This is a genomic window from Streptomyces griseofuscus, assembly GCF_014673495.1.
In the GTDB taxonomy this organism is placed as follows: domain Bacteria; phylum Actinomycetota; class Actinomycetes; order Streptomycetales; family Streptomycetaceae; genus Streptomyces; species Streptomyces murinus.
Map to the genome: position 1 here is coordinate 6,906,563 of NZ_CP051006.1, position 22,402 is coordinate 6,928,964.

Genomic DNA, 22,402 nt, shown 5'->3' on the forward strand with positions numbered 1-22,402 from the left:
GAACCACCCGCTGTGTTGAACGATCTCGACGAACGCATCGTGCACGCCCTCGCCGAGGACGCCCGCCGCTCCTACGCGGACATCGGGCAACTGGTCGGACTGTCCGCGCCCGCGGTGAAACGGCGGGTGGACCGCTTGCGGGCCACCGGAGCGATCACCGGATTCACCGTGCGGGTGGATCCCGCGGCGCTCGGCTGGGAGACCGAGGGGTACATCGAGATCTACTGCCGCCGCAACACCTCGCCGGAGACGATCCTGCGGGGCCTGGAGCGCTACCAGGAGGTCGTGGCGGCGTCGACGGTCACCGGGGAGGCGGACGCGATCGCGCAGGTCTTCGCCTCCGACATGCGGCACTTCGAACGGGTCCTGGAACGGATCGCGGGCGAACCGTTCGTGGAACGGACGAAGTCCGTACTGGTGCTGTCACCCCTGCTGCGAAGGTTCTCCTCGGGCGCGCCGGGGTGAGCGGCGCGGGCGGAATCCGGCTCGGGCCTGTCTGACAATTCCCGTCGTCGCCCGGAGCGCGGCAGACGGGAATTGTCAGACAGGCCCGAGGGGGTGCTGTCGCTCCCCGAGACCTACTCCGCCGTCTTCCGCGACAGCGCGTTGTTGCCGATGGAGTTGTGCACGCTGAACGTCACCGCGTCCGGGCGGTAGCGGTCGTCCGACCACTCCACCGGGCGGCCCTCCCGGGTCGTCGTCACGCGGCGCACCCGCAACAGCGGGCTCGTGCGGCGGACATGGAGCAGTTCGGCCTCGCGCGCTCCGCAGGCGACCGCGTCGATGATGTGCTCGCCGTAGGCGAAGACCAGCCCGGTGTCGTCGTACAGGCGCTGGGTGACCGAGGCGCAGTCGGGCTCGATGGACTCGACGGCGGGGGAGATCCAGTCGGCGTAGACCGTGCGTTCGAGCAGGACCGGGTCGCCGTCCAGGCCACGCAGCCGAAGAACGTGCAACACCGGTGTGCGCAGCGGGATCTGGAGGCGGACGGCGTCCTCGTGGGTGGCCGGGCGGTAGGTCTGCTCGACCACCCGGCCGGTCGCCTCGCGGCCCATCGCACGGGCCCACTGGGCGAAGCTGCGCAGCTCCTCGAAGCTCTGGCTGCGGCGGCTCGCGAGGACCACGCGGCGGGCGCCCTGACGGGAGCCGATCAGCCCCTCGGCGGTGAGCGCGGCGACGGCCTGGCGGACCGTGCCGCGCGAGACGCCGTAGTGGGCGGCCAGCTCCGACTCCGAGGGCAGCCGGCTGCCGACCGTGTACTGCTCGCGGTCGATCGCGCGGCGCAGCTCGTCGGCGATCTCCTCGTGTCGCGCCGTCATGCTTCCCCTCTGCGTAGGCGGCTGTGCACAGCGTGACCAGCCTAATCGACGTTTCACCGCGTGCTGGGCGAGCCGTAACTGTGCAGGGAAACAGCGGCTGATGTTCCCTCCGTGTTTACGAACGGGACACCGAAGCCGGGCGTACTGAGGCCGACTTGTTCAGACAAGTTTGTCGAGCGGGTCTACAAACCCTCGTAGCGCCTCGCCCCCGTGCTTCCCCTGGAGAGACCGTGAAGTTGTCCCTGCCGAGAAACGCCGTGCTCGGCGGCTCCCTCGCCGTCGTCGCCGCGCTCGGGCTGAGTGCCTGCGGCGCCGCCCCCGACAACGCGTCGACCACCACCAAGGACGGCAAGAGCGCCGCCACCGCCGCCTCCGCGGCCGACTTCGGCGGCATGGACGCCCTCGTCAAGGCGGCCAAGAAGGAGGGCTCGCTGCACATCATCGCGGTGCCCCGCGACTGGGCGAACTACGGCGCGATCATCGACGCCTTCCAGAAGAAGTACGGCATCAAGATCCAGGACGAGAGCCCCGACGGCTCCAGCCAGGACGAGATCAACGCGGTCACCTCCCGCAAGGGCCAGGACCGCGCCCCCGACGTCCTCGACCTCGGCAGCTCCTTCGCCCTCAGCGCCGCCCAGCAGGGCCTGCTCGCCCCCTACAAGGTGTCCTCCTTCGGCGACATCCCGGCCGGTCAGAGGGACCCGCAGGCGCGCTGGTACAACGACTACGGCGGCTACATCTCCATCGGCTGCGACGCAGGGCGCGTCAAGGAGTGCCCGACCACCTTCAAGGACCTGCTCAAGCCCCAGTACAAGGGCCAGGTCGCGCTCAACGGCAACCCGACCAAGTCCGGCTCGGCCTTCGGCGGTGTCTACGCGGCGGCGCTCGCGAACGGCGGCTCCTTCGGCGACATCCAGCCCGGCCTGGACTTCTTCGCCAAGCTGAAGAAGAACGGCAACTACACGCCGGTCGAGTCCACCCCGGCCACCGTGGAGAAGGGCGAGACCCCGATCTCCATCGACTGGGACTACCTGAACGCCGGTTACGCCGACGAGTTCAGGTCCAAGGGCCTCGACTGGAAGGTCGTCGTCCCGAGCGACGGCCAGTACGCCCAGTACTACTCCCAGGCCATCACCAAGGACGCCCCGCACCCCGCGGCCGCCCGCCTGTGGCAGGAGTTCCTGTACAGCACCGAGGGACAGAACCTGTGGCTCAAGGGCTACGCCCGCCCGGCCCTGATGACCTCCATGGAGTCGGCCGGCACCCTCGACAAGACGGCCGCCGCCAAGCTGCCCCAGGTCACCGGGTCGGCGTCCTTCCCGACCGAGGCCGAGCAGAGCAAGGCCAAGACGGTCATCGCGCAGGGCTGGGGTAAGGCCGTCTCCGGATGACCACCGCTCTGACGCGCTCGGACGTGGCGCCCGTCGCTTCGGCGAAGCGACGGCGCCGCGCCCCGGGCTGGCTGGCCGTACTGCCGCTGCTGGTCTTCACCGCCATCGCCTTCGGCCTGCCCGCCCTCGCGATCCTCGACGGCGCCTTCACCACGAAGGACGCCACCACCGGCGCCACCTCCTACACCGGCGCCAACATGACGGCCTCGCTGCACGGCGCGTACCTCACCGCCCTGCTCGGCAGCGTCAGACTGTCCGCGATCTCCGCGGTGCTCGGCGCCCTGTTCGGACTGCCGCTCGCCCAGGCCGTCGCCGGTTCCCGCTCCCGCGCGCTGCGCGAGGCCGTGCTGACCGCCTCCGGTGTGCTCGCCAACTTCGGCGGCGTCCCGCTGGCCTTCGCCTTCGTGGCCACCCTCGGCAACGCGGGCGTGCTCACCCTGCACCTCGGCCTGAAGGACAGCGGCTGGGACCTGTACAGCTTCTGGGGCCTGGTCCTCGTCTACCTGTACTTCCTCATCCCGCTGATGGTCCTCACCATCACCCCCGCCCTCGACGGGCTGCGCGCCCAGTGGCGGGAGGCCGCGCTGAACAACGGCGCCACCGGCGTGCAGTACTGGCGGCACGTGGCCCTGCCCGTGCTCGCGCCCTCCCTGCTCGGCGGATTCGTGCTGCTGTTCGGCAGCGCCTTCGCCGCCTACGCCACCGCCGCCGCGATGGTCGGCAGCGCGGTCCCGCTGGTCACCCTCCAGATCGCCGACGCCCTGTCCGGCAACGTCCTGGTCGGGCAGGAGAACGTCGCCCTCGCCCTCAGCCTCGACATGGTCCTGGTGGCCGGCCTGGTGATGGCCGTGTACCTGCCCCTGCAACGCCGGAGCGCCCGATGGCTCGACGCCTGACCCCCTGGCGGTGGGCCGTCCTCGGCCTCGCCGCCCTGTACTTCCTGGTCCCGCTCGCCGCCTCCGTGGTCTTCACGGTGGACGACCCCGACGGCATCAGCTTCGACGCCTACACCAAGATCCTCTCCGCCGGCGGCTTCGTCTCCAGCCTGCTGCTGTCGCTGGAGCTGGCCGTGACCACCATCGTGGTCGTGCTGCTGCTGATGGTGCCCGCCGTGGTCGCCCTGCGGCTCGGCGCGCCCCGGCTGCGCCCGGTGGTCGAGGTGGTCTGCTCGCTGCCGCTGGTGGTGCCGCCGATCGCGTTCGTCGCGGGCATCGTCAGCGTGCTCAAGTGGGGCCCGGACCATTTGTCCAGGACCCCGCTGTTCCAGACCTTCGTGGCGATCCAGAACCCCAGCTTCCCCGTCGTCCTGGTCCTCGCCTACGTCGTGATGGCGCTGCCCTTCGTGTACCGGGCGCTGGACGCCGGCCTGCGCGCCATCGACGTACGCACCCTGGTGGAGGCCGCCCGCAGCTGCGGCGCCTCCTGGCCGCAGGCGCTGGTGCGGGCCGTACTGCCCAATCTGCGCGGGGCGCTGCTGAACGCGGCCTTCCTCACGCTGGCGCTGGTCCTCGGCGAGTTCACCGTCGCCCAGCTGCTCGGCTACCAGCCCTTCGCCGTATGGATCTACAACGTCGGCAGCGACCAGGCCCAGATGTCCGTCGCCGTGTCCGTGCTCAGCCTGCTCGTCACCTGGGCCCTGCTCCTCGCGCTCGCCGGTGCCGGCGGCGGACGCAACCGAACCGCTCCTTCCCGGGGATGACAACACACCATGACCGCCACCACACTTGAGAAGGCCGCCACCGAGCAGGCCGCGACCGTCGAATTCCGCGGTCTGCGCCGCGAGTTCGGTGCCACCGTCGCCCTCGACGGGCTCGACCTCACCGTCCGCCCGGGCGAGTTCCTGGCCCTGCTCGGCCCCTCCGGCTGCGGCAAGACCACCGCCCTGCGCATGCTCGCCGGGTTCGAACACCCCGACTCCGGCGCGGTACTGGTGGACGGCCGGGACATCACCCAGGTGCCGGCCCACCGCCGCGACGCCGGGATGGTCTTCCAGTCGTACAGCCTCTTCCCGCATCTGAACGCCGTCGACAACGTGGCCTTCGGGCTGCGCATGCGGGGCGTACGCGCGGTCGAACGACGTTCCAGGGCAGCCGAGTTGCTGGAACTGGTCGGCCTCGGCGACAAGGGGGAGCGGTTCCCGCACCAGCTCTCCGGCGGCCAGCAGCAGCGCATCGCGCTCGCCCGCGCCCTCGCCCTGCGCCCCCGCGTCCTGCTGCTCGACGAGCCGCTGTCCGCGCTGGACGCCAAGGTGCGGCTGAGCCTGCGCGAGGAGATCCGCCGGCTCCAGCAGGAACTCGGCATCACCACCCTGTTCGTCACCCACGACCAGGAGGAGGCCCTGTCGATCGCCGACCGGGTCGCCGTGATGCGTGCCGGACGGCTCGAACAGTGCGCCGAACCCGCCGAGTTGTACGGCCGCCCCGCCACCGCCTTCGTCGCCGAGTTCGTCGGCACCATGAGCCGGATCCCCGGCGAGCTGAAGGACGGCACCGTCGAGGTGCTCGGACAGCGGCTGCCCGCCGACGGCGAGGCGGCGGACGGCGCGGTGGACGTCCTGGTACGGCCCGAGAACCTGCGGGTGCGGGCCGACGAGCAGGGCGGCGCCCGGGTCGTCGCCACCGCCTTCCTCGGCGCGGTCGTCCGGCTGACCGTACGGCTCGCCGACGGCACCGAGGCCAAGGCCGACCTGCCCGCGCACGAGGCCGCGGGGCTGGGCGCCGGAGCCGCCGCCACCGCATCGCTGCCGGAGCGCGCCGTGCTCGTGGCCGCCCGCACCGAGAACTGAGGACAGACACCCACGTGACCACCCCCCACAACCCCCGACTCCCGCTCCAGGCAGTCCTGTTCGACATGGACGGCACGCTCGTGGACACCGAGCACCTGTGGTGGGAGGCGGTCGAGGCCGTCGCCGGCCGGCCGCTGACCGAGGCCGACCAGCCGGACGTGCTCGGCCGCCCGGTGGAACACACCGCCCACTGGCTCGCCGACACCACCGGGCGGTCCGCCCACGACCTCGCCGCCGGACTCCACCGCGAGTTCGCCGACCGGGTCCGCGCCGGGATCGTGCCCCGCCCCGGCGCCCTCGCCCTGCTGGACGCGCTCGCCGCCCGGGGCGTCCCGACGGCACTGGTCACCGCGTCCCCGCGCGCGGTCGCCGACGTCGTCATCGAGGCCCTCGGCGCCCACCGGTTCGCCCACTCCGTCACGGCCGACGACACCCCCCGCACCAAGCCCGAACCCGACCCCTACCTCGCCGCCTGCCGCGCCCTCGGCGTCGAGCCGGCCGCCTGCGTGGCCGTCGAGGACACCGTGACCGGCGTGGCCTCGGCCGAGGCAGCCGGGTGCGCGGTGCTCGCCGTGCCCTCGCTCGCCCCGATCGGCACCGCGCCCGGCCGCACCGTGCGTGACAGCCTGGCGGGAGTCACCGTCGAGGAGCTGAGTGGCATGGCCGGGCCCGCACTGACCGTCCTGAGCTGGAACCTCTGGCTCGGCGGCGCGAAGGTCGACGACCACCGGGCCAAGCAGATCAAGGTGATCCTGGACAGCGGCGCCGATGTCGTCGGGCTCCAGGAGACCGCGGGCACCGCCGCCCAGGAGCTGGCCGAGGCCCTCGGCTGGCACCATCACCGGGCGGGCGAGAACCTCGGCGTCATCAGCCGCCACCCGATCACCGCCCGCTTCGGCGACCCGGACGTCGGCTTCTACGGCGCCACCGGCGTCCGCGTCCAGGCCGCCCCCGGCCGCGCCGTCGACGTATGGACCGCGCATCTGCACTACACGCCGTACGGGCCCTACGAGTCGGCCTTCGACGGATTGCCGGCGGCCGAGCTGATCGCCCATGAGGAGGTCCGGCTCGCCCAGATGCGCGAGGCGCTGGAACGGATCGAGAAGGCGTCCGAGGAGGGCGTCCCCGTGATCCTCACCGGCGACTTCAACTGTCCCTCGCACCTGGACCGGCCCGAGGTGGCCTGGCCCGTGACGAAGGCCGCCGAGGACGCGGGGCTCACCGACTCCTACCGCCAGGCCCACCCCGTCCCCGCCGCGGCCCCCGGGCACACCTGGTCGCCGATCCACCCGGTGCACGAGGACGGCAGCGGCCGGCCCGAGCCGCAGGACCGGATCGACTACGTCCTGCACCGGGGCCTGACCGTCCGAGGCGCGCGCACCGTGGTCACCGGGGACCCTCGCCCCTGGCCGGACGTGGCCGAAAACGAATGGCCCTCCGACCATGCCGCGGTCCTCGCCTCCTTTGCGTTTCCTGTGAGCTGACCTGGGGTTATCGGAGGTCACCGTTGCTATTCGAGGTGACCGTCCCGTAAGTTGTGCGAGCTCTCTACTGACTGGTAACACCGGTAGGTCTTTCATGCGCTGGCCCCTCGGCCGTCCCACCACCGTCCGCACCCGGATCGTGGCGCTCGCGCTCGCACCGGCCGTCGCCCTGATGGCCCTGTGGGGCTTCGCCATGATGTCCGTCACCGCGGAGCTGCGCGCGCTGATCCGGGTCCAGGGGGTGTACGACGACTTCGGCACCCCCGTGGACACCGCGGTCGGGCAGATCCAGATCGAGCGCCGGATGTCCGCCGCCTATCTGGGCGCCGGCGGCCGGGACGCCGCGGGGGCGGGCCGGCTGCTCGGTCAGCAGCGCCGTACCGACCAGGTGGTCGACGCCATGCGGCAGGCGATCCGCGGCGGCGACCGGAGCCGGCTCACGGCGCGCCAGCGGCAGTCGCTGGACGCGATGCTCACGGCCACCGACCGGCTGGACGGGCTGCGGCAGCGGGTGCTCACCCGGAAGATCGGCTGGGACCAGGCGGTCGAGCAGTACAGCGCGTTGATCGAGCCCACCTTCGATGTGCAGTCCACGCTGACCGCGCTCCAGGCCGGGCAGCTCGCCAGGGAGACCGGGACCGTCTTCGAGCTGGTCCGGGTGCGCGAGTTCGTCTCCCGCGAGGACGCGCTGGTCGCCGGTGCGCGGGCGGCGGGTACGGCGCTGACCCCGGGCCAGTACGACGCGCTCACCCAGACCATCGAGGACCGGCGCGTCTTCCAGCAGACCTATGTGCCCGATCTGCCCGCCGACTCCCGGGCGCTTTTCGAGAAGTTCCAGGACGGCGCGCTGTACCGCTCGCTGAACCAGGGCGAGGACGCGCTGCTGCGGGCCGGGGCCGGCGGGGCGTCCCAGGCGGTCGCGGCGGACAGCTGGCGCTCGACCGTCGACCGGACCGTCAAGCAGTACCGCGATCTGTGCACCGAGGCCGGTGACAACTCGGCCGCGCGCGGGCGGGCGTTCGCCTACCGGGAGCTGACCAAGGCGGCGATCGCCGGCGTCGCCGGGCTGATCGTCGCCGGGCTGTCGCTGTGGTTCGCGGTGCGCGGCGCGCGGCGTATCTCGCGTCGCCTCGAAGCCCTGCGGGACGCCGCCGATGTGCTCGCCGAGCGGCAACTCCCTGATGTGATGCGCCGGTTGGGCGCCGGTGAGGAGGTGGACGCGGTGGCCGAGGCGCCGCCGCTCGCCGCCGCCGGGGACCGCGACGACGAGATCGGGCAGGTCGGCCGGTCCTTCAACACGGCGCGGCTGGCCGCGGTCGAGGCCGCGGTGAAGCAGGCGACGCTGCGCCGGGGCCTGTTCGCGGTGCTGCTCAACATCGCGCGCCGCAACCAGGCGCTGGTGCACCGGCAGTTGAAGCTGGTGGACACGCTGGAGCGGCGCACCGAGGACCCCGATGTGCTGCGTGAGCTGTTCCGCATCGACCATCTCACCACCCGTATGCGGCGGCACGCGGAGAGCCTGATCATCCTCTCCGGCTCGGCGCCCGGCCGCCGTTGGCGCCGGCCCGTGCCCATCGCACAGGTCGTCTCCTCGGCGGTCGGCGAGATCGAGGACTACGCGCGGGTGGTGGTGCCGCCGATGCCGGACACCGGGATCGCGGCGGACGCGGTCGCCGACGTGGTCCATCTCTTCGCCGAACTCCTGGAGAACGCCACGGTGTTCTCGCCGCCGCACACCCAGGTGACGCTGCGCACCGGCCGGGTCGGCGGCGGCTTCGTGCTGGAGATCGACGACCGCGGGCTGGGCCTCGACGCCGAGGCGCACGCACACGCCGAGCGCACCCTCACCGACCCCGACGCCTTCGACCCCACCCGCCACGACCGCCTCGGCCTCTACGTCGTCGGCCGCCTCGCCGCCCGCCACGGCATCGACGTCAGCCTCCGGGACTCCCCGTACGGGGGCACGACCGCGGTGGTCCTCCTCCCGGAATCGATCCTGGCGGAGCCCGGCGGGACGGACACCCCGCAGGACACCGAGCCGCCGGAGGCACGACCCGAGCACGGGGGAGCGCGCGTGCCGCTGCCGCCTGAGCAACACGGCGAGGTACGACCGCTGCCATCACGACGCAGGAACGATCCTGCGGGGTCCGAGCCGCCGGGTGCGTCCGGGATCGGCGCCGGGTGGCCGACGCCGCCTGGGCGGACGGGTGCGCGTGAGTCCGGGGCCGGGGCCGCTTTCGGGTCCGGCGACGCGTCGCACGCGCATGCCCAGCCCGGCCCCTTGCCCGCGAGGCGTCCCGGCGCCTTCGAGCCCGCCGCCCCCTGGGAGTCCGCGCCCGCCCCCCGACCCGGCACCACCGAAGGCACCCCCCTACCCTCGCCCCTCCCCAGCAGGCGCCCCGATACCGGCGAGGGCGGCACACCGGCCGGGCTTCCGCGTACCGGCGCACCCGGGAACACTCCACTCCCGCCCCTCCCCACCAGGCGCCCTGATACCGGCGAGGGCGGCACACCGGCCGGGCTTCCGCGCACCGGCACCTCCGCGAGCACCCCACCCCCGGCCCTCCCCAGCAGGCGCCCCACCAGGCGCCCCAGCACCTCCGAGCCCGGCGCCCCGGAGACCGGCGCCCCGGACGCGTCCACGGTCGTACCCGCTCTCCCCACCCGTGTCCGCCAGGCCTCTCTCGCGCGGCAGTTGCGGGATGAGCCGCAGGAGCAGGCGGAGGGTGGGCGGCGGGAGGTCGATGCCGAGGAGATGAGGGCGATCTTCGGGGCGTTCCAGCGTGGGCTCGATCAGGGGCGCAAGGGGATGCCCGCGCGGCCCGGGGCCACCGAGGGCGACACCGTGAACACCCACGTCGACGAAGGGACGGACACCGACGATGCACGGTGACGACCAGACCCGCAACCAGCCCGCCGCACCCGCCGGACCACCCGGCACGGACCTCGGCTGGCTGCTGGACGACCTCGTGGCGCGCACCGACCACGTCCGCCAGGCCGTGCTGCTGACCGCCGACGGCCTCGCGCTGAGCAGTTCCGAGGGCATGCCCCAGCAGGACATCGAGCACCTGGCCGCCGTCTGCTCCGGCTTCCACGGCCTCGCCCGTTCCGCCGGGGAGCGATTCGCCGCCGGAGCGGTGCGCCAGACCATGGTGATGCTCGACGAGGCCTACCTGTTCATCACACCGGCAGGCCACGGCAGCCGACTCGCCGTGCTCAGCGAGGCCAACACCGACGTCGGCCAGCTCGCCCACGAGATGGCCCTGTTGGTCCGCCGTCTCGGCAGTCATCTGGACGCGGCAGCCCGTGCCACCCCATGATCCCGCCGTGAGCGACGAGCACTGGTACGAGGACGAGACCGGGTCGATGGTGCGGCCCTACACCGTGACCCGGGGCCGTACCCGGCCCTCGGACCGGCATTCCATCGACCTGATGTCCCGGGTCACCGCCCTGGAGACGGCCGACGCCGCCCAGGCCGGTGTCGACCACGCGAGCGCCGCCCTGCTGGAACTGGTACGACGCGGCCCGCGCCCGGTCGCCGAACTGGCCGCCGACGCCGATCTGCCCCTGACCGTGGTGCGGGTGCTGCTCGGCGATCTGGCCGAGGCCGGCCTCGTCCGCATCGCCGCGCCCCGCCGCGACCCGGCGGGCGGCCCCACCGCCGACCCCGGGCTGCTGCGGGAGATCGTCGACCGACTGCGCGAAATCTAGTGTTTGTAACAGCCACGTAGGGGACCGGTGTCGACCGGAACCCCTGATCCACCCCGGTTGTCTCAGGGAACAGCACGTCAGCCGTACCTCTTAAGGGGAATCATGCGCGTCCAGAAGATCTCGCTGCTCGCCGTCGCCGTCGCCGCGGGCCTGTCGCTCACCGCCTGCGGAAGCAGCGACAACAACTCCGGCGGTGGCGACTCCTCCTCGCCGAGCGGCGCCGCCTCGGACACCTCGGGCACCCAGGGCTCCGGCGGCTCGACGGGCTCCACCGGTTCCACCGGGTCCACGGGATCCGGCGCCACCGGCTCCACCGGCCAGAACGGCGGCCAGTCGAGCGGCGCCCACGGCCCCACCGGCTCCGGCCGCGCCTCCGGTGCCGGCTGCACCACCGCCCACCTCTCCTTCAGCACCTCCGGCGGCATGGGCGAGGGCGAGCTGATCGTCAACATGAAGAACACCGGCTCGGCCAACTGCACCCTGCACGGCTTCCCGGGCGTCGACCTGAAGAGCAAGGACGGCACGGTCAGCGCCTCCCGCAGCAAGCTCACCGCCCCCACCGTCACCCTCCAGCCGGGCGCCGAGACCCGCTTCACCCTGCACTACCCGCCGAACAACTCCGGCGGCTCCGGCGAGACCTTCACCCAGCTCGTCGTCACCCCGCCGAACGAGACCCACTCCACGACCCTGAACGCCGGCATCAACGTCCCCGTCACCGACGGCAGCGGCCCCGGCATCACCGTCGACCCGGTCGGCACCGGCAAGTAACACGGGCCCCGAAGCGCACGGGGGCGCCCGCACAGCGCCCCCAGGTGGCACCCGGGCGCGGGCGCGCAACGAATCGCCGCCCCGCCTCCCTCGCACGCAACGAACCGCGCACCGGCGCGCAACGGCTGCTCCTTGTCCGGCCGAGCGCGCCGACCGTACCGTCTACCTGACCCCGAACCCCCTCCGTGACCGGTGAGGTAGACGCATGCGCACCGCCCTGCTCCAGAGCTCCGGCCACCCCGGCTCCGTCGCCGAGAACCTCCGGGTTCTGGACGAGGCCGCGGGCCGGGCCGCCGCCGCGGGCGCCGCGCTGCTGACCGCGCCCGAGATGTTCCTCACCGGCTACGCGATCGGCGATGAGATCGGCCGCCTCGCCGAGCCCGCCGACGGCGCCTCGGCCGCCGCGATCGCCGGGATCGCCGCCCGGCACGGCCTCGCCGTCGCCTACGGCTACCCCGAGCGCGACGGCGACACCGTCCACAACTCCGCCCAGCTGATCTCCGCCGACGGCACCCGGCTCGCGAACTACCGCAAGACCCACCTCTTCGGCTGCTTCGAGCGCGACCACTTCACCCCGGGCGACCACCAGGTCGTACAGGCCGAGCTGAACGGCCTCACCGTCGGCCTGCTGATCTGCTACGACGTCGAGTTCCCGGAGAACGTCCGGGCCCACGCCCTCGCCGGCACCGACCTGCTGCTGGTCCCGACCGCGCAGATGCACCCGTACCAGTTCGTCGCCGAGTCGATGATCCCGGTGCGCGCCTTCGAGAACCAGATGTACGTCGCGTACGTCAACCGGGTCGGCCAGGAAGGGGAGTTCGAGTTCGTCGGCCTCTCCGTGCTCGCCGGACCCGACGGCGTCCCGCGGACCCGTGCGGGCCGCGCCGAGCAGCTGGTGTTCGCCGACGCCGACCCGGCCTTCCTCGCCGCCTCCCGCGCGGCCAACCCCTACCTGAAGGACCGTCGACCGGGCCTGTACGGCTCCCTGAGCTGACCCGCCGCCCCCTCGACCCGCTCTTCACCTCTCTCAGTTCTTTCGCGCAAGGAGTCCGTACCCCATGACGTCCACGGTGCCCAACGCCGTCGAGCACACCGACGGGCAGCAGCCGCCGATCACCATGTTCGGCCCGGACTTCCCCTACGCCTACGACGACTACCTCGCCCACCCGGCGGGCATCGGCCAGATCCCGGCGACCGAGCACGGCACCGAGGTCGCCGTCATCGGCGGTGGTCTCTCCGGTGTCATCGCCGCCTACGAGCTGATGAAGATGGGCCTCAAGCCCGTCGTCTACGAGGCCGACCAGCTCGGCGGCCGACTGCGCACCGTCGGCTTCGAGGGCTGCGACGAGGAGCTGAACTGCGAGCTGGGCGCGATGCGCTTCCCGCCCTCCTCCACCGCCCTCCAGCACTACATCGACCTGGTCGGCCTCACCACCCGGCCCTTCCCCAACCCGCTGGCCGAGGCGACTCCGTCGACCGTCGTGGACCTCAAGGGCGAGTCGCACTACGCCGTCACCGTGGACGACCTGCCCCAGGTGTACCGGGAAGTCGCCGAGGCCTGGAACAAGTGCCTCGAGGAGGGTGCCGACTTCTCCGACATGAACCGCGCGATGCGCGAGCGGGACGTGCCGCGCATCCGCGAGATCTGGGCGAAGCTGGTCGAGAAGCTCGACAACCAGACCTTCTACGGCTTCCTGTGCGACTCCGAGGCCTTCAAGTCCTTCCGGCACCGCGAGATCTTCGGCCAGGTCGGCTTCGGCACCGGCGGCTGGGACACCGACTTCCCCAACTCCATCCTGGAGATCCTGCGCGTCGTCTACACCGAGGCCGACGACCACCACCGCGGCATCGTCGGCGGCTCCCAGCAGCTGCCGCTGCGCCTGTGGGAGCGCGAGCCCGCGAAGATCGTGCACTGGCCGTACGGCACCTCGCTCGCCTCCCTGCATCCGAACGGCGAGCCCCGCCCGGCCGTGACCCGGCTGCACCGCACCGCGGGCAACCAGATCACCGTGACCGACGCGAACGGCGACATCCGTACGTACCAGGCGGCGATCTTCACCGCCCAGTCCTGGATGCTGCTGTCCAAGATCGCCTGCGACGACTCGCTGTTCCCGATCGACCACTGGACGGCGATCGAGCGCACCCACTACATGGAGTCCAGCAAGCTCTTCGTCCCCGTCGACCGGCCGTTCTGGCTGGACAAGGCCGTCGACGACAGGGGAAATCCGACGGGGCGCGACGTCATGTCGATGACCCTCACCGACCGTATGACGCGCGGTACGTACCTCCTGGACGACGGCCCCGACAAGCCGGCCGTCATCTGCCTGTCGTACACCTGGTGCGACGACAGCCTGAAGTGGCTGCCGCTGTCCGCGAACGAGCGGATGGAGGTCATGCTGAAGTCGCTCGGCGAGATCTACCCGAAGGTCGACATCAGGAAGCACATCATCGGCAACCCGGTGACCGTCTCCTGGGAGAACGAGCCCTACTTCATGGGCGCGTTCAAGGCCAACCTGCCCGGCCACTACCGCTACCAGCGGCGCCTGTTCACGCACTTCATGCAGGACCGGCTGCCCGCCGACAAGCGGGGCATCTTCCTCGCCGGCGACGACATCTCCTGGACGGCCGGCTGGGCCGAGGGCGCCGTCCAGACCGCGCTGAACGCGGTCTGGGGCGTCATGCACCACTTCGGCGGCGAGACCGACGCGACCAACCCCGGCCCGGGCGACGTCTTCGACGAGATCGCGCCCGTGGAGCTGCCGGAGGACTGACCGGGCACCGGCCCGGGGGGCAGTGCGGCGGGGGCGCGGGCCGGTCAGACCCCGGCCGCCCGCGCCTTCTCGAACACCTCGGCGGCGACGTCCGTCAGCTCCGCCGCGTCCCGCGCGGTGCCCTGGAGGTCGAGCAGGATCTCCTCCAGACCGATCTCCGCGTACTCCTCCAGGTCCCGCACGATCTGGTCGACGCCGCCCTGGAAGGGCCGGCGGCCGGAGCCCTCGTACCCCGCGCGCCGGAACTCGGCGTTCACCCGCAGCACCGTACGGATCGGCTCCGTACGGCCCCGCTCCTCGGCCAGTTCGCGCAGCTGCCGCCACTGGTCGGCGACCCGTGTGCCGCCCATGGCCACCGGCAGCCAGCCGTCGGCCCTGTCGACCAGGCGCCGCCAGGAGCGCCGGTTGCCCGCGGCCAGCAGGATCGGGATCGGGCGCGCGGGCTTGGGTCCGACGACGGCCGGGGCGATCTTCGTCAGGGGGCCGTCATGGGCGACCGGATCGGGGCCCCACACCGCGCGGCACACGTCGATGATCTCGTCCAGCACCGCGCCGCGCTCCTCGAAGGGCCGGACGCCCGCGGCCGCGTACTCGTCCAGGGACCAGCCGGTGCCGAGGCCCGCCAGCACCCGGCCGCCGCTCGCCGCGTCGAGCGAGGCCAGCGCCCTGGCCAGCTGGAACGGCAGATGCAGCGGCGCCACCAGCACACTGGTGCCCAGCTCCGCGCGCTCGGTGGCCGCCGCGGCCAGGGTGAGGGTGACCAGCGGTTCCGCCACCGACCGGTACTGGTCGGGCCAGGGCAGGCCGTCGATGCCGTACAGCCCCTGGGTGGCGGGCTCCGGGAACAGGGCCCGTTCGAAGACCCACAGGCTGTCGTAGCCGATGTCCTCGGCGGCGCGGGCCACCGCCGGGACGTCCTCGCCGATCGAGTACTGCCGCATCTGGGGAAGACCGAGACCGAGCCGGGTCGTCATGCCAACGCTCCTTCGCCATCGGGTTCTTTGCCGAGCAGGGGGTTTCACGCACGCGCGATTTTCAGCACGCGAGCGGCGTCAGCAGCAGCCTGCCCGCGAACCCCACCGCCGCGTCCAGCCGTGCGGCGAACTCCTCGGCGATGTCCGGGCTGTGCCGCAGCGCCCACAGGGCCCGGGCCGCCCCCCAGGCCGCGTCCCGGGCGCGCTCCAGGCTCCAGGCGCCCAGGAGATGGGTGAGCGGATCGGCGAGCTGGAGGAGGTCGGGGCCGGGCATCAGCTCCTCGCGGACCTGTTCCTCCAGGGCGGTGAGGATCTCGCCGACATGGTCGAACTCGTCGGCCAGATCGGCGGGTTCGCAGCCGACCGTGCGGCAGGCGTCCACCACGGCGAGGGCCAGGTCGTGCCCGATGTGCGCGTTGACACCGGCCAGCGCGAACTGGAGCGGCCGTACGTGCGGATGGTGGCGCAGCTGGAACAGCGGCCGCCAGCAGGCGGGCGGTCTCAGGCCGGCCTCGGCGGCGTCGATCGAGGCGAGGTACCGCTCGGCGAAGCGCACGTCCAGCGCCGCGGCCGCCCGGGGATCGGGGAACTCCCCGGCGCCCAGGCGGCGGTCGAGGTCCTCGGTGACGGTGAGGTACACGCGGTTGAAGACGGCGACGCCGTCCCGCTCGGGCAGGACGGCGGCCAGTGCCCGCATCCGGGAGACCACGGCGCCGACGGCGCCGGTGGTGCCGGCGGGGCCGATGACGGGGGACGACTGCGACATGGAGGAAGGGTCGCAGCCCGGGCCCGGCCGAGGTGCCGACCGGCCCGGTGCGTCGCCGGAACGGGGGAACGGGTCCTTACGAGTCCGGGGAGTTCGGGTCGTAGCTGGAGGTGCCCTCGTCCAGCAGCGGCGCCTGCTGCTTGAGGTGGGCCGGGGCGAAGGCGCGCAGCGCGTGGTAGCCGGTGATGACGACCAGGGTGCCCAGCGCGATACCGCTGAGCGAGAAGTTGCTGGTGAACTTCATGCTGACGTTGCCCACGCCGATGATGATGCCCGCGGCGGCCGGCACCAGGTTCAGCGGGTTGCGCAGGTCCACCTTGGCGTTGAGCCAGATCTGCGCGCCGAGCAGGCCGATCATGCCGTACAGGATGACCGTGATGCCGCCGAGCACACCGCCCGGGATGGCGGCCACGATCGCGCCGAACTTCGGGCACAGGCCGAACAGCAGGGCGAAGCAGGCGGCCGCCCAGTACGCGGCGGTGGAGTAGACGCGGGTCGCGGCCATCACACCGATGTTCTCGGAGTAAGTGGTGTTCGGGGGGCCGCCCACCGCGGTGGACAGGACGGAGGCGACGCCGTCGGCCGAGATCGCCGTGCCCAGCTTGTCGTCCAGCGGGTCGCCGGTCATCTCGCCGACCGCCTTGACATGACCCGCGTTCTCCGCGACCAGCGCGATGACGACCGGCAGCGCGACCAGGATCGCCGACCACTGGAAGGACGGGCCGTGGAAGTGCGGCAGACCGATCCAGTCGGCCTTGGACACGCCCGAGAGGTCCAGGCGCCAGTGGTCGGTCAGCCTGCCGTCGCCGCCCACGGAGTGGATCTTGCCGAAGACCCGGTCGAAGACCCAGGAGATGCCGTAGCCGAAGATCAGCCCGAGGAAGATCGCGATCCGGGACCAGAAGCCGCGCAGACAGACCACCGCGAGCCCGGTGAACAGCATCACCAGCAGCGCCGTCCACTGGTCCTGCGGCCAGTAGGTGGAGGCGGTCACCGGGGCCAGGTTGAAGCCGATCAGCATCACGACCGCGCCGGTCACGATGGGCGGCATGGCCGCGTGGATGATCCGCGCCCCGAACCTCTGCACCGCGAGGCCCACCAGGAACAGCACCACACCGACGGCGAGGGTCGCGCCGGTCACCGTGGCGCTCGTACCGCCCTGCGCGCGGATGACGGCGGCCACGCCCACGAAGGACAGCGAGCAGCCGAGGTAGCTGGGCACCCGGCCGCGGGTGGCGAGCAGGAAGATGACCGTGGCGACGCCGGACATCATGATCGCCAGGTTGGGGTCCAGGCCCATCAGTACCGGCGCCACGAAGGAGGCGCCGAACATCGCGACCACGTGCTGGGCGCCGAGGCCCACCGTCCGGGGCCAGGAGAGCCGTTCGTCGGGCCGTACCACTGCTCCGGGCGCGGGCGTCTTCCCGTCACCGTGCAGTTTCCAGCGCACGCCGAGGTCCATGGTGGGGTTTCGCTTTCTGTGGTGCGTCGTTGCGTCCTCGTGTCCGGGCAGCCCGGAGGGCCGGGGGACAGGGGGGTGTCCGCACCATTGTCGCTGGTCGTCGGCGCGGTCCGCGCACACCGTCCGCGCGGGGGCGTGCCGGGGGCGTGCGCCGGGGGTGTGCCCGGGGTGTCCCGGAGTGCGTGCTGAGCGGTCGCTTAGTATGGATGACCGTACGTCCCGGGGGCCACCCCCGACCGCCTTGTCCAGGAGCCCCGCCGTGACCGTCGAAGCCCCCTCCGCCCCCGCCGTCTCGTACGGCCGGCTGATCCCCGTCACCGTCCACTTCGACGACCTCGACGCGCTCGGCCTGCTGCACAACGCCCGCTATCCGCTGCTGGTCGAGCGCGCCTGGACCGAGCTGTGGCACGAGCACGGCATCCGCTTCGACGGCGACTGGGTGGCGGCCGGGGACGCCTGCAACGCGGTGCGCGAACTGCGCATCGGCTACGAGGCCCCGGTCACCAGCCCCGGCCGCTACGCCGTGCACCTGTGGCTGGAGCGGCTCGGCACCACCGGGCTGACCTACGGCTTCCGGTTCTGCTCGGCGGACGGCGCCGAGACCTACGCCCGGGGCACCCGGGTGCTGGTGCGGCTGGACGCGACCACCCTGCGCCCGGCGCCGTGGAGCGACGGCTTCAGGGCCGTGGCCCGGGAACTGCTGCGGCCCGCGGACTGACCTCCCGCTCGGCGCCGCGCTCGGCGGAGCGCAGCACGCCCGCGCACACCGCGAGCCCGCACGCGAGCGCCGTCACCACACCGAACGAGACCACCAGGCTGGTCGCCTGCGCCACTCCGCCGATCAGACTGGGCGCGATCAGCCCCGAGGTGTAGGTGATGGTCGCCACGCCGGCGATGGCCTGGCTGGGGTTCGGCCCGGCGTGCCCTGCGGCGGCGAAGCACAGCGGTACGACGACCGCGATACCGAGCCCCATCAGGGCGAAGCCGCCCATCGCCACCGCGGGCTGCCCGGCGAGGACGACCAGCAGACCGCCGAGGACGGCCAGCACGCCGCCGGCCCGGACCGTGCGGACCGCGCCGAACCGGTTCACCACCGCGTCCCCGACGATCCGGGCCACGGCCATCGTCAGCATGAAGGCGGTGGTCGAGGCCGCCGCGAGACCGGCCGAGCTGTCCAGCCGGTCCCGCAGGAACACCGCCGACCAGTCGAGGCTCGCGCCCTCCGCGAACACCGCGCAGAAGCCGACCATGCCGATCAGCAGCGCGGAGCGGGGCGGCAGCGCGAACCGGGGCGGGGGCTCCTCGTCCGCGGCGGGCTGTATGTCCAGCACCCAGGTGCAGGAGAGCACACCGAGCACGGTCAGGACGGCCGCGGCCAGCAGGAAGTGGATGCGCGCGTCGGCGCCGAGATGGGCGGCGAGGGTGCCGGCGGCCGAGCCGACCAGGGCGCCCGCGCTCCACATCCCGTGCAGGCCGGACATCACCGACCTGCCGAGCCGCCGTTCCACCTCGACGCCGAGCGCGTTCATCGCCACGTCCGCCATGCCCGCGCAGGCGCCGTAGGTGAACATCGCGAGGCACAGGGCGGGCAGGTTCGGCGCGAGGGACGGCAGGACGAGGGACAGCGTCCACAGGGCGATCAGCCCGCGCAGGGCGTTACGGCTGCCGAAGCGATGGCTGATCCGGCCCGCGAGCGGCATCGCGCAGGAGGCGCCGAGCGCGGTGAAGGCGAGCGCGAAGCCCAGCCGGCCCGCGCCGAGCGAGGCATGGTCCTGGATCCAGGGCACCCGGGTCGCGAAGGAGCCGGTCACGGCGCCATGGACGGCGAACACGGCCGCGACGGCGTACCGCGCGCGGCGCACCCCGCTCATGTCCTCCATGTCTGCTCTCCTCCCCGTCGATCGGTGCGCCGTAAACTATCAGGGACCCTGCCTGATAGATAGCGCTTATCGCGCCGCGATGCGGACCGGGCGGGCGTGCCGGGCCCGACCGGTCCCGGCGCGCCGTTGTGGAAGGATCCCCGCCATGCCCGCATCACCGAGCACCGCCAGGGCCATCAACGACCGGTTGGCCCTGGGACTCCTTCAGGACCGAGGCCCGCTGACGGCAGGGCAGTTGAAGCAGCTGACGGGGCTGTCCCGGCCGACGGTCGCCGATCTCGTCGAACGGCTCGGCGCGGCCGGGCTGATCACCGTGGTGGGGGAGTCCGGCGCGGCCCGCCGGGGGCCGAACGCCCGGCTCTACGGCATCGCCGCCGACCGCGCCCATCTGGCGGCGCTCGATGTGCGCACCGAGGGGGTGGCCGTGCTGGTCGCCGATCTGGTGGGGCGGGTGCTCGCGGAGGCGTCCGTGCCGATCGAGGGGGACACCGGGACCGGGCCCGCGGTGCAGCGGGTGGTGGCGGCGGTGGCGGGGGCCGTCGGGCGGGCCGGCGTCGAGGGGCCGCACACGGTCGGCATCGGCGCGCCGGGCCTCATCGACCCGGCCACGGGTGATCTGCGCGACTCCGCGGGGCTGCCCGCGTGGCACCGCAGCCTGTCCGCCGCCCTCCAGGAACGGCTGCCCGGGGCCCGTGTCACGGTGGAGAACGAGACCAACCTCGCCGCCCTCGCCGAACAGCGCGAGGGCGCCGCCCGCGACCGCGACACCTTCGTCCTCCTCTGGCTCGGCCACGGCACCGGCGCGGCGGTCGTCCTCGACGGCACCCTCCGCCGCGGCGCCTCCGGCGGCACCGGCGAAATCGGCTTCCTCCCGGTCCCGGGCACCCCCGCCCTCCCCTCCGCCACGGACTGCTCGGGCGGCTTCCACACCCTGGCGGGCGCGGCGGCCGTCGTGTCCCTGGGAGCGGAACACGGCCTGCCGGCACCTGCGACGACGGACGGGCCGGGGGCGGCGGGGATGGTCCGCGGAGCGGTGGAGCGGGTGCTCGCGGCGCGGGAGCCTGCCGGGGCTGGAGGGGCGGAGGAAGAGTCGGGCGCGGAGGAGCGGCCGGGGGGAGGAGGCGCGGTGGCCTCGGCGGTGGGGGAGACGGTCGGGGCGGCGGGGGAGCATGAGCCGGGCGACCGGTCGGCCGGAGTGGCGGCGGGGGAGCCGGTCGCGACGTGGGGTGCGGCCGCGGGTCGGCCAGGGGGGCGTAAGTCTCGACCGGTGGCGGAGGGGCGGCCGGTCGTGAGGGGCGGGGCTTGGGAGGAGCCTCCGGCGGCGGAGGAGCCGGTCATGGCGCGGGGTGCGGACGCGGGTGCCGCGGTGGGGCGGGAAGCGTCGGGGGGCGGCCCGCGGGAGACACGCGGCGGTGAAGAACCCCCTGCGGTGGACGAACCCACAGGCCGGGAGCCCGACACTGCGGCTGACCCGGCCGGGACGGCGGCCGGCGCCGATGAGCGCTTCCTCTCCGCCCTCGCCGACCGCGTCGCCATCGGTGCCGCCTCCGTCGTCGCCGTGCTCGACCCCGGTTGCGTGGTCCTCGGCGGGGAGATCGGCCACGCCGGCGGCGACGTACTCGCCGGACTCGTGGCGCAGCGGCTGCGCCGGATGTCCCCGCTGCCCACCGAGGTCCGCGCGGGCGCCCTCGGCGGCTCCGCAGTCCTGCGCGGCGCCCTGCTGACCGCCCGCGACCGGGCCCAGGACACCCTGTGGTCCGACCCGTCGCGGTCACCGGTCCCGTCGTGGTCGTCGCCTATCCGAACCGCCTCCCCAGATACTCCTCGAACGTCCCCTTCCCCACCGCCCGTTCCGGTGCGAGGTGCTCGCCCGAGCGGAAGGCGCGGTACGTCGGGCCGAAGAGGGGAAGGCCGGTGATCGCGCGGCGGCGGCCCGTGGCGCGGAGGTAGGCGCGGGCCAAGGAGGGGAGGGAGCGGACCTCGGGGCCGCCCAGGTCGGGGACGCGGCCCGACGGGGCGCTGAGGGCCAACTCGGCCAGTCGGGCGGCGACTTCGGTCACCTCCACCGGCTGGTCGAAGACGCGCGCCGGCAGTGGCATCACCGGTGACCTGGCGAGGGTGCCGAAGAGCGACACCAGCAGATCGTGGAACTGGGTCGTGCGCAGGATCGTGAAACCGAGCCCGGAGCGTTCGATCCGCCGCTCCACCGCGTACTTGGCCCGGTAGTAGCCGTACGGCACCCGGTCCACCCCCACGATGGAGATGTACACCAGATGCCCCACCCCGGCCCGCCGCGCCGCCGCCAGCAGATGCTCGGCCGCCTCCTCGTCACCGCCCCGGGGACTGCTCGCACAGTGCACCACCGTCCGCACCCCCGCGAGCGCCGCGTCCAGTTCCGGCCCGCCCGCGCGCAGATCGACGCCGTACGGCCGGGCGTGCCGGCTGAGCACCCGCACCTCGTGCCCGTCCGTGCGCAGCCGCTCGGCGACCTGCCGGCCGAGCGTGCCCGTGCCGCCGGTGACCAGGATCGTGGTCATGCTGTTTCCGCCCCTTGGGACCGGACGCCCCCCGTCGGGACGCCCTTGCGCCGAGAAGACCGGACAGCCGCCCGGAAATGTGACATCGCCCCGGTTCCGGACCGCTGGCGACCCGGCGGCGGGCAAGGGCCGTCGTCACCGCCGCCGGGCCCGATCGGCACCCTAAAAGGACTAGACCATTACGGTCAATGGGAGGGGAGGGGCCAACCTGCGCCGAAGGGGGAGGAGTTGACGGTGGGCGTCGTGGTGCCCGTACGCGAGGACACGGACTGTGAGCGAGCCCACACGGACCCCCTGTCGGCGCGACCGCCCGGCGTGGCACACTGGCCGTGTACCAGAAGCAGCGCACTCCGGGGTCGGTGAAAGTCCGAACCGGCGGTTACAGTCCGCGACCCGGTCGCCTCCAGCGACCGGTTGACCAGGTGAAATTCCTGGACCGACGGTTAAAGTCCGGATGGGAGGCAGTGCGCGGCGGGCGGGCATGCGTTCCGTGTGCGCGCCGCCGTATCCGGTCTCGTCCGTATCCGGACGGGCCCTTGTCGGCGACGCCCCGA

19 protein-coding genes, 2 pseudogenes and 1 riboswitch are annotated in these 22,402 nt (G+C 73.0%); of the genes and pseudogenes, 15 read left to right on the forward strand and 6 right to left on the reverse strand.

Features of this window, described 5'->3' with window-relative positions:
- Positions 1-12: 12 nt before the first annotated feature.
- Positions 13-465: an Lrp/AsnC family transcriptional regulator gene (locus HEP81_RS31465; protein ID WP_037650980.1), complete on the forward strand. Its 453-nt coding sequence runs from the start codon at positions 13-15 to the stop codon at positions 463-465.
- Between the two features lie 113 nt (positions 466-578).
- Here the strand turns inward: HEP81_RS31465 and HEP81_RS31470 are convergent, their stop codons facing one another.
- A complete protein-coding gene (locus HEP81_RS31470) occupies positions 579-1,319 on the reverse strand; it encodes a GntR family transcriptional regulator (RefSeq protein ID WP_037650979.1) in 741 nt (246 codons plus the stop codon).
- Positions 1,320-1,549: 230 nt separating this feature from the next.
- Here HEP81_RS31470 and HEP81_RS31475 point away from each other — a divergent pair, with 230 nt between their 5' ends.
- From HEP81_RS31475 to HEP81_RS31525, 11 genes are all read left to right on the forward strand, one after another.
- Positions 1,550-2,710, forward strand: a complete 1,161-nt coding sequence (locus tag HEP81_RS31475; RefSeq protein ID WP_037650977.1) for an ABC transporter substrate-binding protein — start codon at positions 1,550-1,552, stop codon at positions 2,708-2,710.
- On the forward strand, positions 2,707-3,606 hold the full coding sequence (locus HEP81_RS31480; protein ID WP_037650976.1) for an ABC transporter permease: 900 nt from the start codon (positions 2,707-2,709) through the stop codon (positions 3,604-3,606). Before HEP81_RS31475 ends, HEP81_RS31480 begins: the two co-directional genes overlap by 4 nt.
- On the forward strand, positions 3,591-4,409 hold the full coding sequence (locus HEP81_RS31485) for an ABC transporter permease (protein ID WP_037650975.1): 819 nt from the start codon (positions 3,591-3,593) through the stop codon (positions 4,407-4,409). The genes HEP81_RS31480 and HEP81_RS31485 overlap by 16 nt, the downstream gene beginning before the upstream one ends.
- A gap of 9 nt (positions 4,410-4,418) precedes the next feature.
- Complete coding sequence (locus HEP81_RS31490) at positions 4,419-5,495, forward strand: ABC transporter ATP-binding protein (protein ID WP_037650974.1); 1,077 nt, start codon at positions 4,419-4,421, stop codon at positions 5,493-5,495.
- A 14-nt stretch (positions 5,496-5,509) separates the two neighbouring features.
- Positions 5,510-6,979 (forward strand): HAD-IA family hydrolase, encoded by a 1,470-nt coding sequence (locus tag HEP81_RS31495; protein WP_037650973.1) that lies wholly within the window; start codon positions 5,510-5,512, stop codon positions 6,977-6,979.
- A gap of 94 nt (positions 6,980-7,073) precedes the next feature.
- A complete protein-coding gene (locus HEP81_RS31500; protein WP_243279643.1) occupies positions 7,074-9,872 on the forward strand; it encodes a sensor histidine kinase in 2,799 nt (932 codons plus the stop codon).
- Positions 9,862-10,299, forward strand: a complete 438-nt coding sequence (locus HEP81_RS31505) for a roadblock/LC7 domain-containing protein (RefSeq protein WP_037650972.1) — start codon at positions 9,862-9,864, stop codon at positions 10,297-10,299. The genes HEP81_RS31500 and HEP81_RS31505 overlap by 11 nt, the downstream gene beginning before the upstream one ends.
- Positions 10,300-10,306: 7 nt before the next feature.
- Positions 10,307-10,690, forward strand: coding sequence for a DUF742 domain-containing protein (locus HEP81_RS31510; protein WP_037650971.1), 384 nt, complete (start codon positions 10,307-10,309; stop codon positions 10,688-10,690).
- A gap of 102 nt (positions 10,691-10,792) precedes the next feature.
- On the forward strand, positions 10,793-11,458 hold the full coding sequence (locus tag HEP81_RS31515) for a DUF4232 domain-containing protein (RefSeq protein WP_037650969.1): 666 nt from the start codon (positions 10,793-10,795) through the stop codon (positions 11,456-11,458).
- 205 nt (positions 11,459-11,663) lie between these two features.
- Complete coding sequence (locus tag HEP81_RS31520; RefSeq protein ID WP_037650968.1) at positions 11,664-12,452, forward strand: carbon-nitrogen hydrolase family protein; 789 nt, start codon at positions 11,664-11,666, stop codon at positions 12,450-12,452.
- A 64-nt stretch (positions 12,453-12,516) separates the two neighbouring features.
- Positions 12,517-14,229 (forward strand): flavin monoamine oxidase family protein, encoded by a 1,713-nt coding sequence (locus tag HEP81_RS31525; protein ID WP_037650966.1) that lies wholly within the window; start codon positions 12,517-12,519, stop codon positions 14,227-14,229.
- A 44-nt stretch (positions 14,230-14,273) separates the two neighbouring features.
- Here the strand turns inward: HEP81_RS31525 and HEP81_RS31530 are convergent, their stop codons facing one another.
- The 3 genes from HEP81_RS31530 to HEP81_RS31540 form a co-directional block, all read right to left on the reverse strand.
- Complete coding sequence (locus HEP81_RS31530; protein ID WP_037650964.1) at positions 14,274-15,203, reverse strand: LLM class F420-dependent oxidoreductase; 930 nt, start codon at positions 15,201-15,203, stop codon at positions 14,274-14,276.
- Positions 15,204-15,264: 61 nt separating this feature from the next.
- The gene (locus tag HEP81_RS31535) at positions 15,265-15,969 is read right to left on the reverse strand and encodes a DUF5995 family protein (protein WP_051849843.1); all 705 of its coding nucleotides are present in this window, start codon (positions 15,967-15,969) and stop codon (positions 15,265-15,267) included.
- Between the two features lie 76 nt (positions 15,970-16,045).
- Positions 16,046-17,431, reverse strand: a complete 1,386-nt coding sequence (locus HEP81_RS31540) for a uracil-xanthine permease family protein (RefSeq protein ID WP_037650962.1) — start codon at positions 17,429-17,431, stop codon at positions 16,046-16,048.
- Positions 17,432-17,690: 259 nt separating this feature from the next.
- Here HEP81_RS31540 and HEP81_RS31545 point away from each other — a divergent pair, with 259 nt between their 5' ends.
- Positions 17,691-18,149: an acyl-CoA thioesterase gene (locus HEP81_RS31545; RefSeq protein WP_037650960.1), complete on the forward strand. Its 459-nt coding sequence runs from the start codon at positions 17,691-17,693 to the stop codon at positions 18,147-18,149.
- Here HEP81_RS31545 and HEP81_RS31550 read toward each other — a convergent pair.
- Positions 18,109-19,311 carry an MFS transporter gene (locus HEP81_RS31550; RefSeq protein WP_037650958.1) on the reverse strand — a complete coding sequence of 401 codons (1,203 nt, stop codon included), beginning with the start codon at positions 19,309-19,311 and terminating at the stop codon, positions 18,109-18,111. The genes HEP81_RS31545 and HEP81_RS31550 overlap by 41 nt on opposite strands.
- A gap of 145 nt (positions 19,312-19,456) precedes the next feature.
- Here HEP81_RS31550 and HEP81_RS41705 point away from each other — a divergent pair.
- Together HEP81_RS41705 and HEP81_RS42405 are read left to right on the forward strand one after the other, a co-directional pair.
- Positions 19,457-20,347, forward strand: a pseudogene (locus tag HEP81_RS41705) (ROK family transcriptional regulator); the annotation flags it as partial.
- A gap of 474 nt (positions 20,348-20,821) precedes the next feature.
- Positions 20,822-21,034 (forward strand): annotated as a pseudogene (locus HEP81_RS42405) (ROK family protein); the annotation flags it as partial.
- 73 nt (positions 21,035-21,107) lie between these two features.
- Here HEP81_RS42405 and HEP81_RS31560 read toward each other — a convergent pair.
- A complete protein-coding gene (locus tag HEP81_RS31560; RefSeq protein WP_037650956.1) occupies positions 21,108-21,848 on the reverse strand; it encodes an SDR family oxidoreductase in 741 nt (246 codons plus the stop codon).
- A gap of 341 nt (positions 21,849-22,189) precedes the next feature.
- Positions 22,190-22,320, forward strand: a riboswitch (FMN riboswitch).
- Positions 22,321-22,402 lie beyond the last annotated feature (82 nt).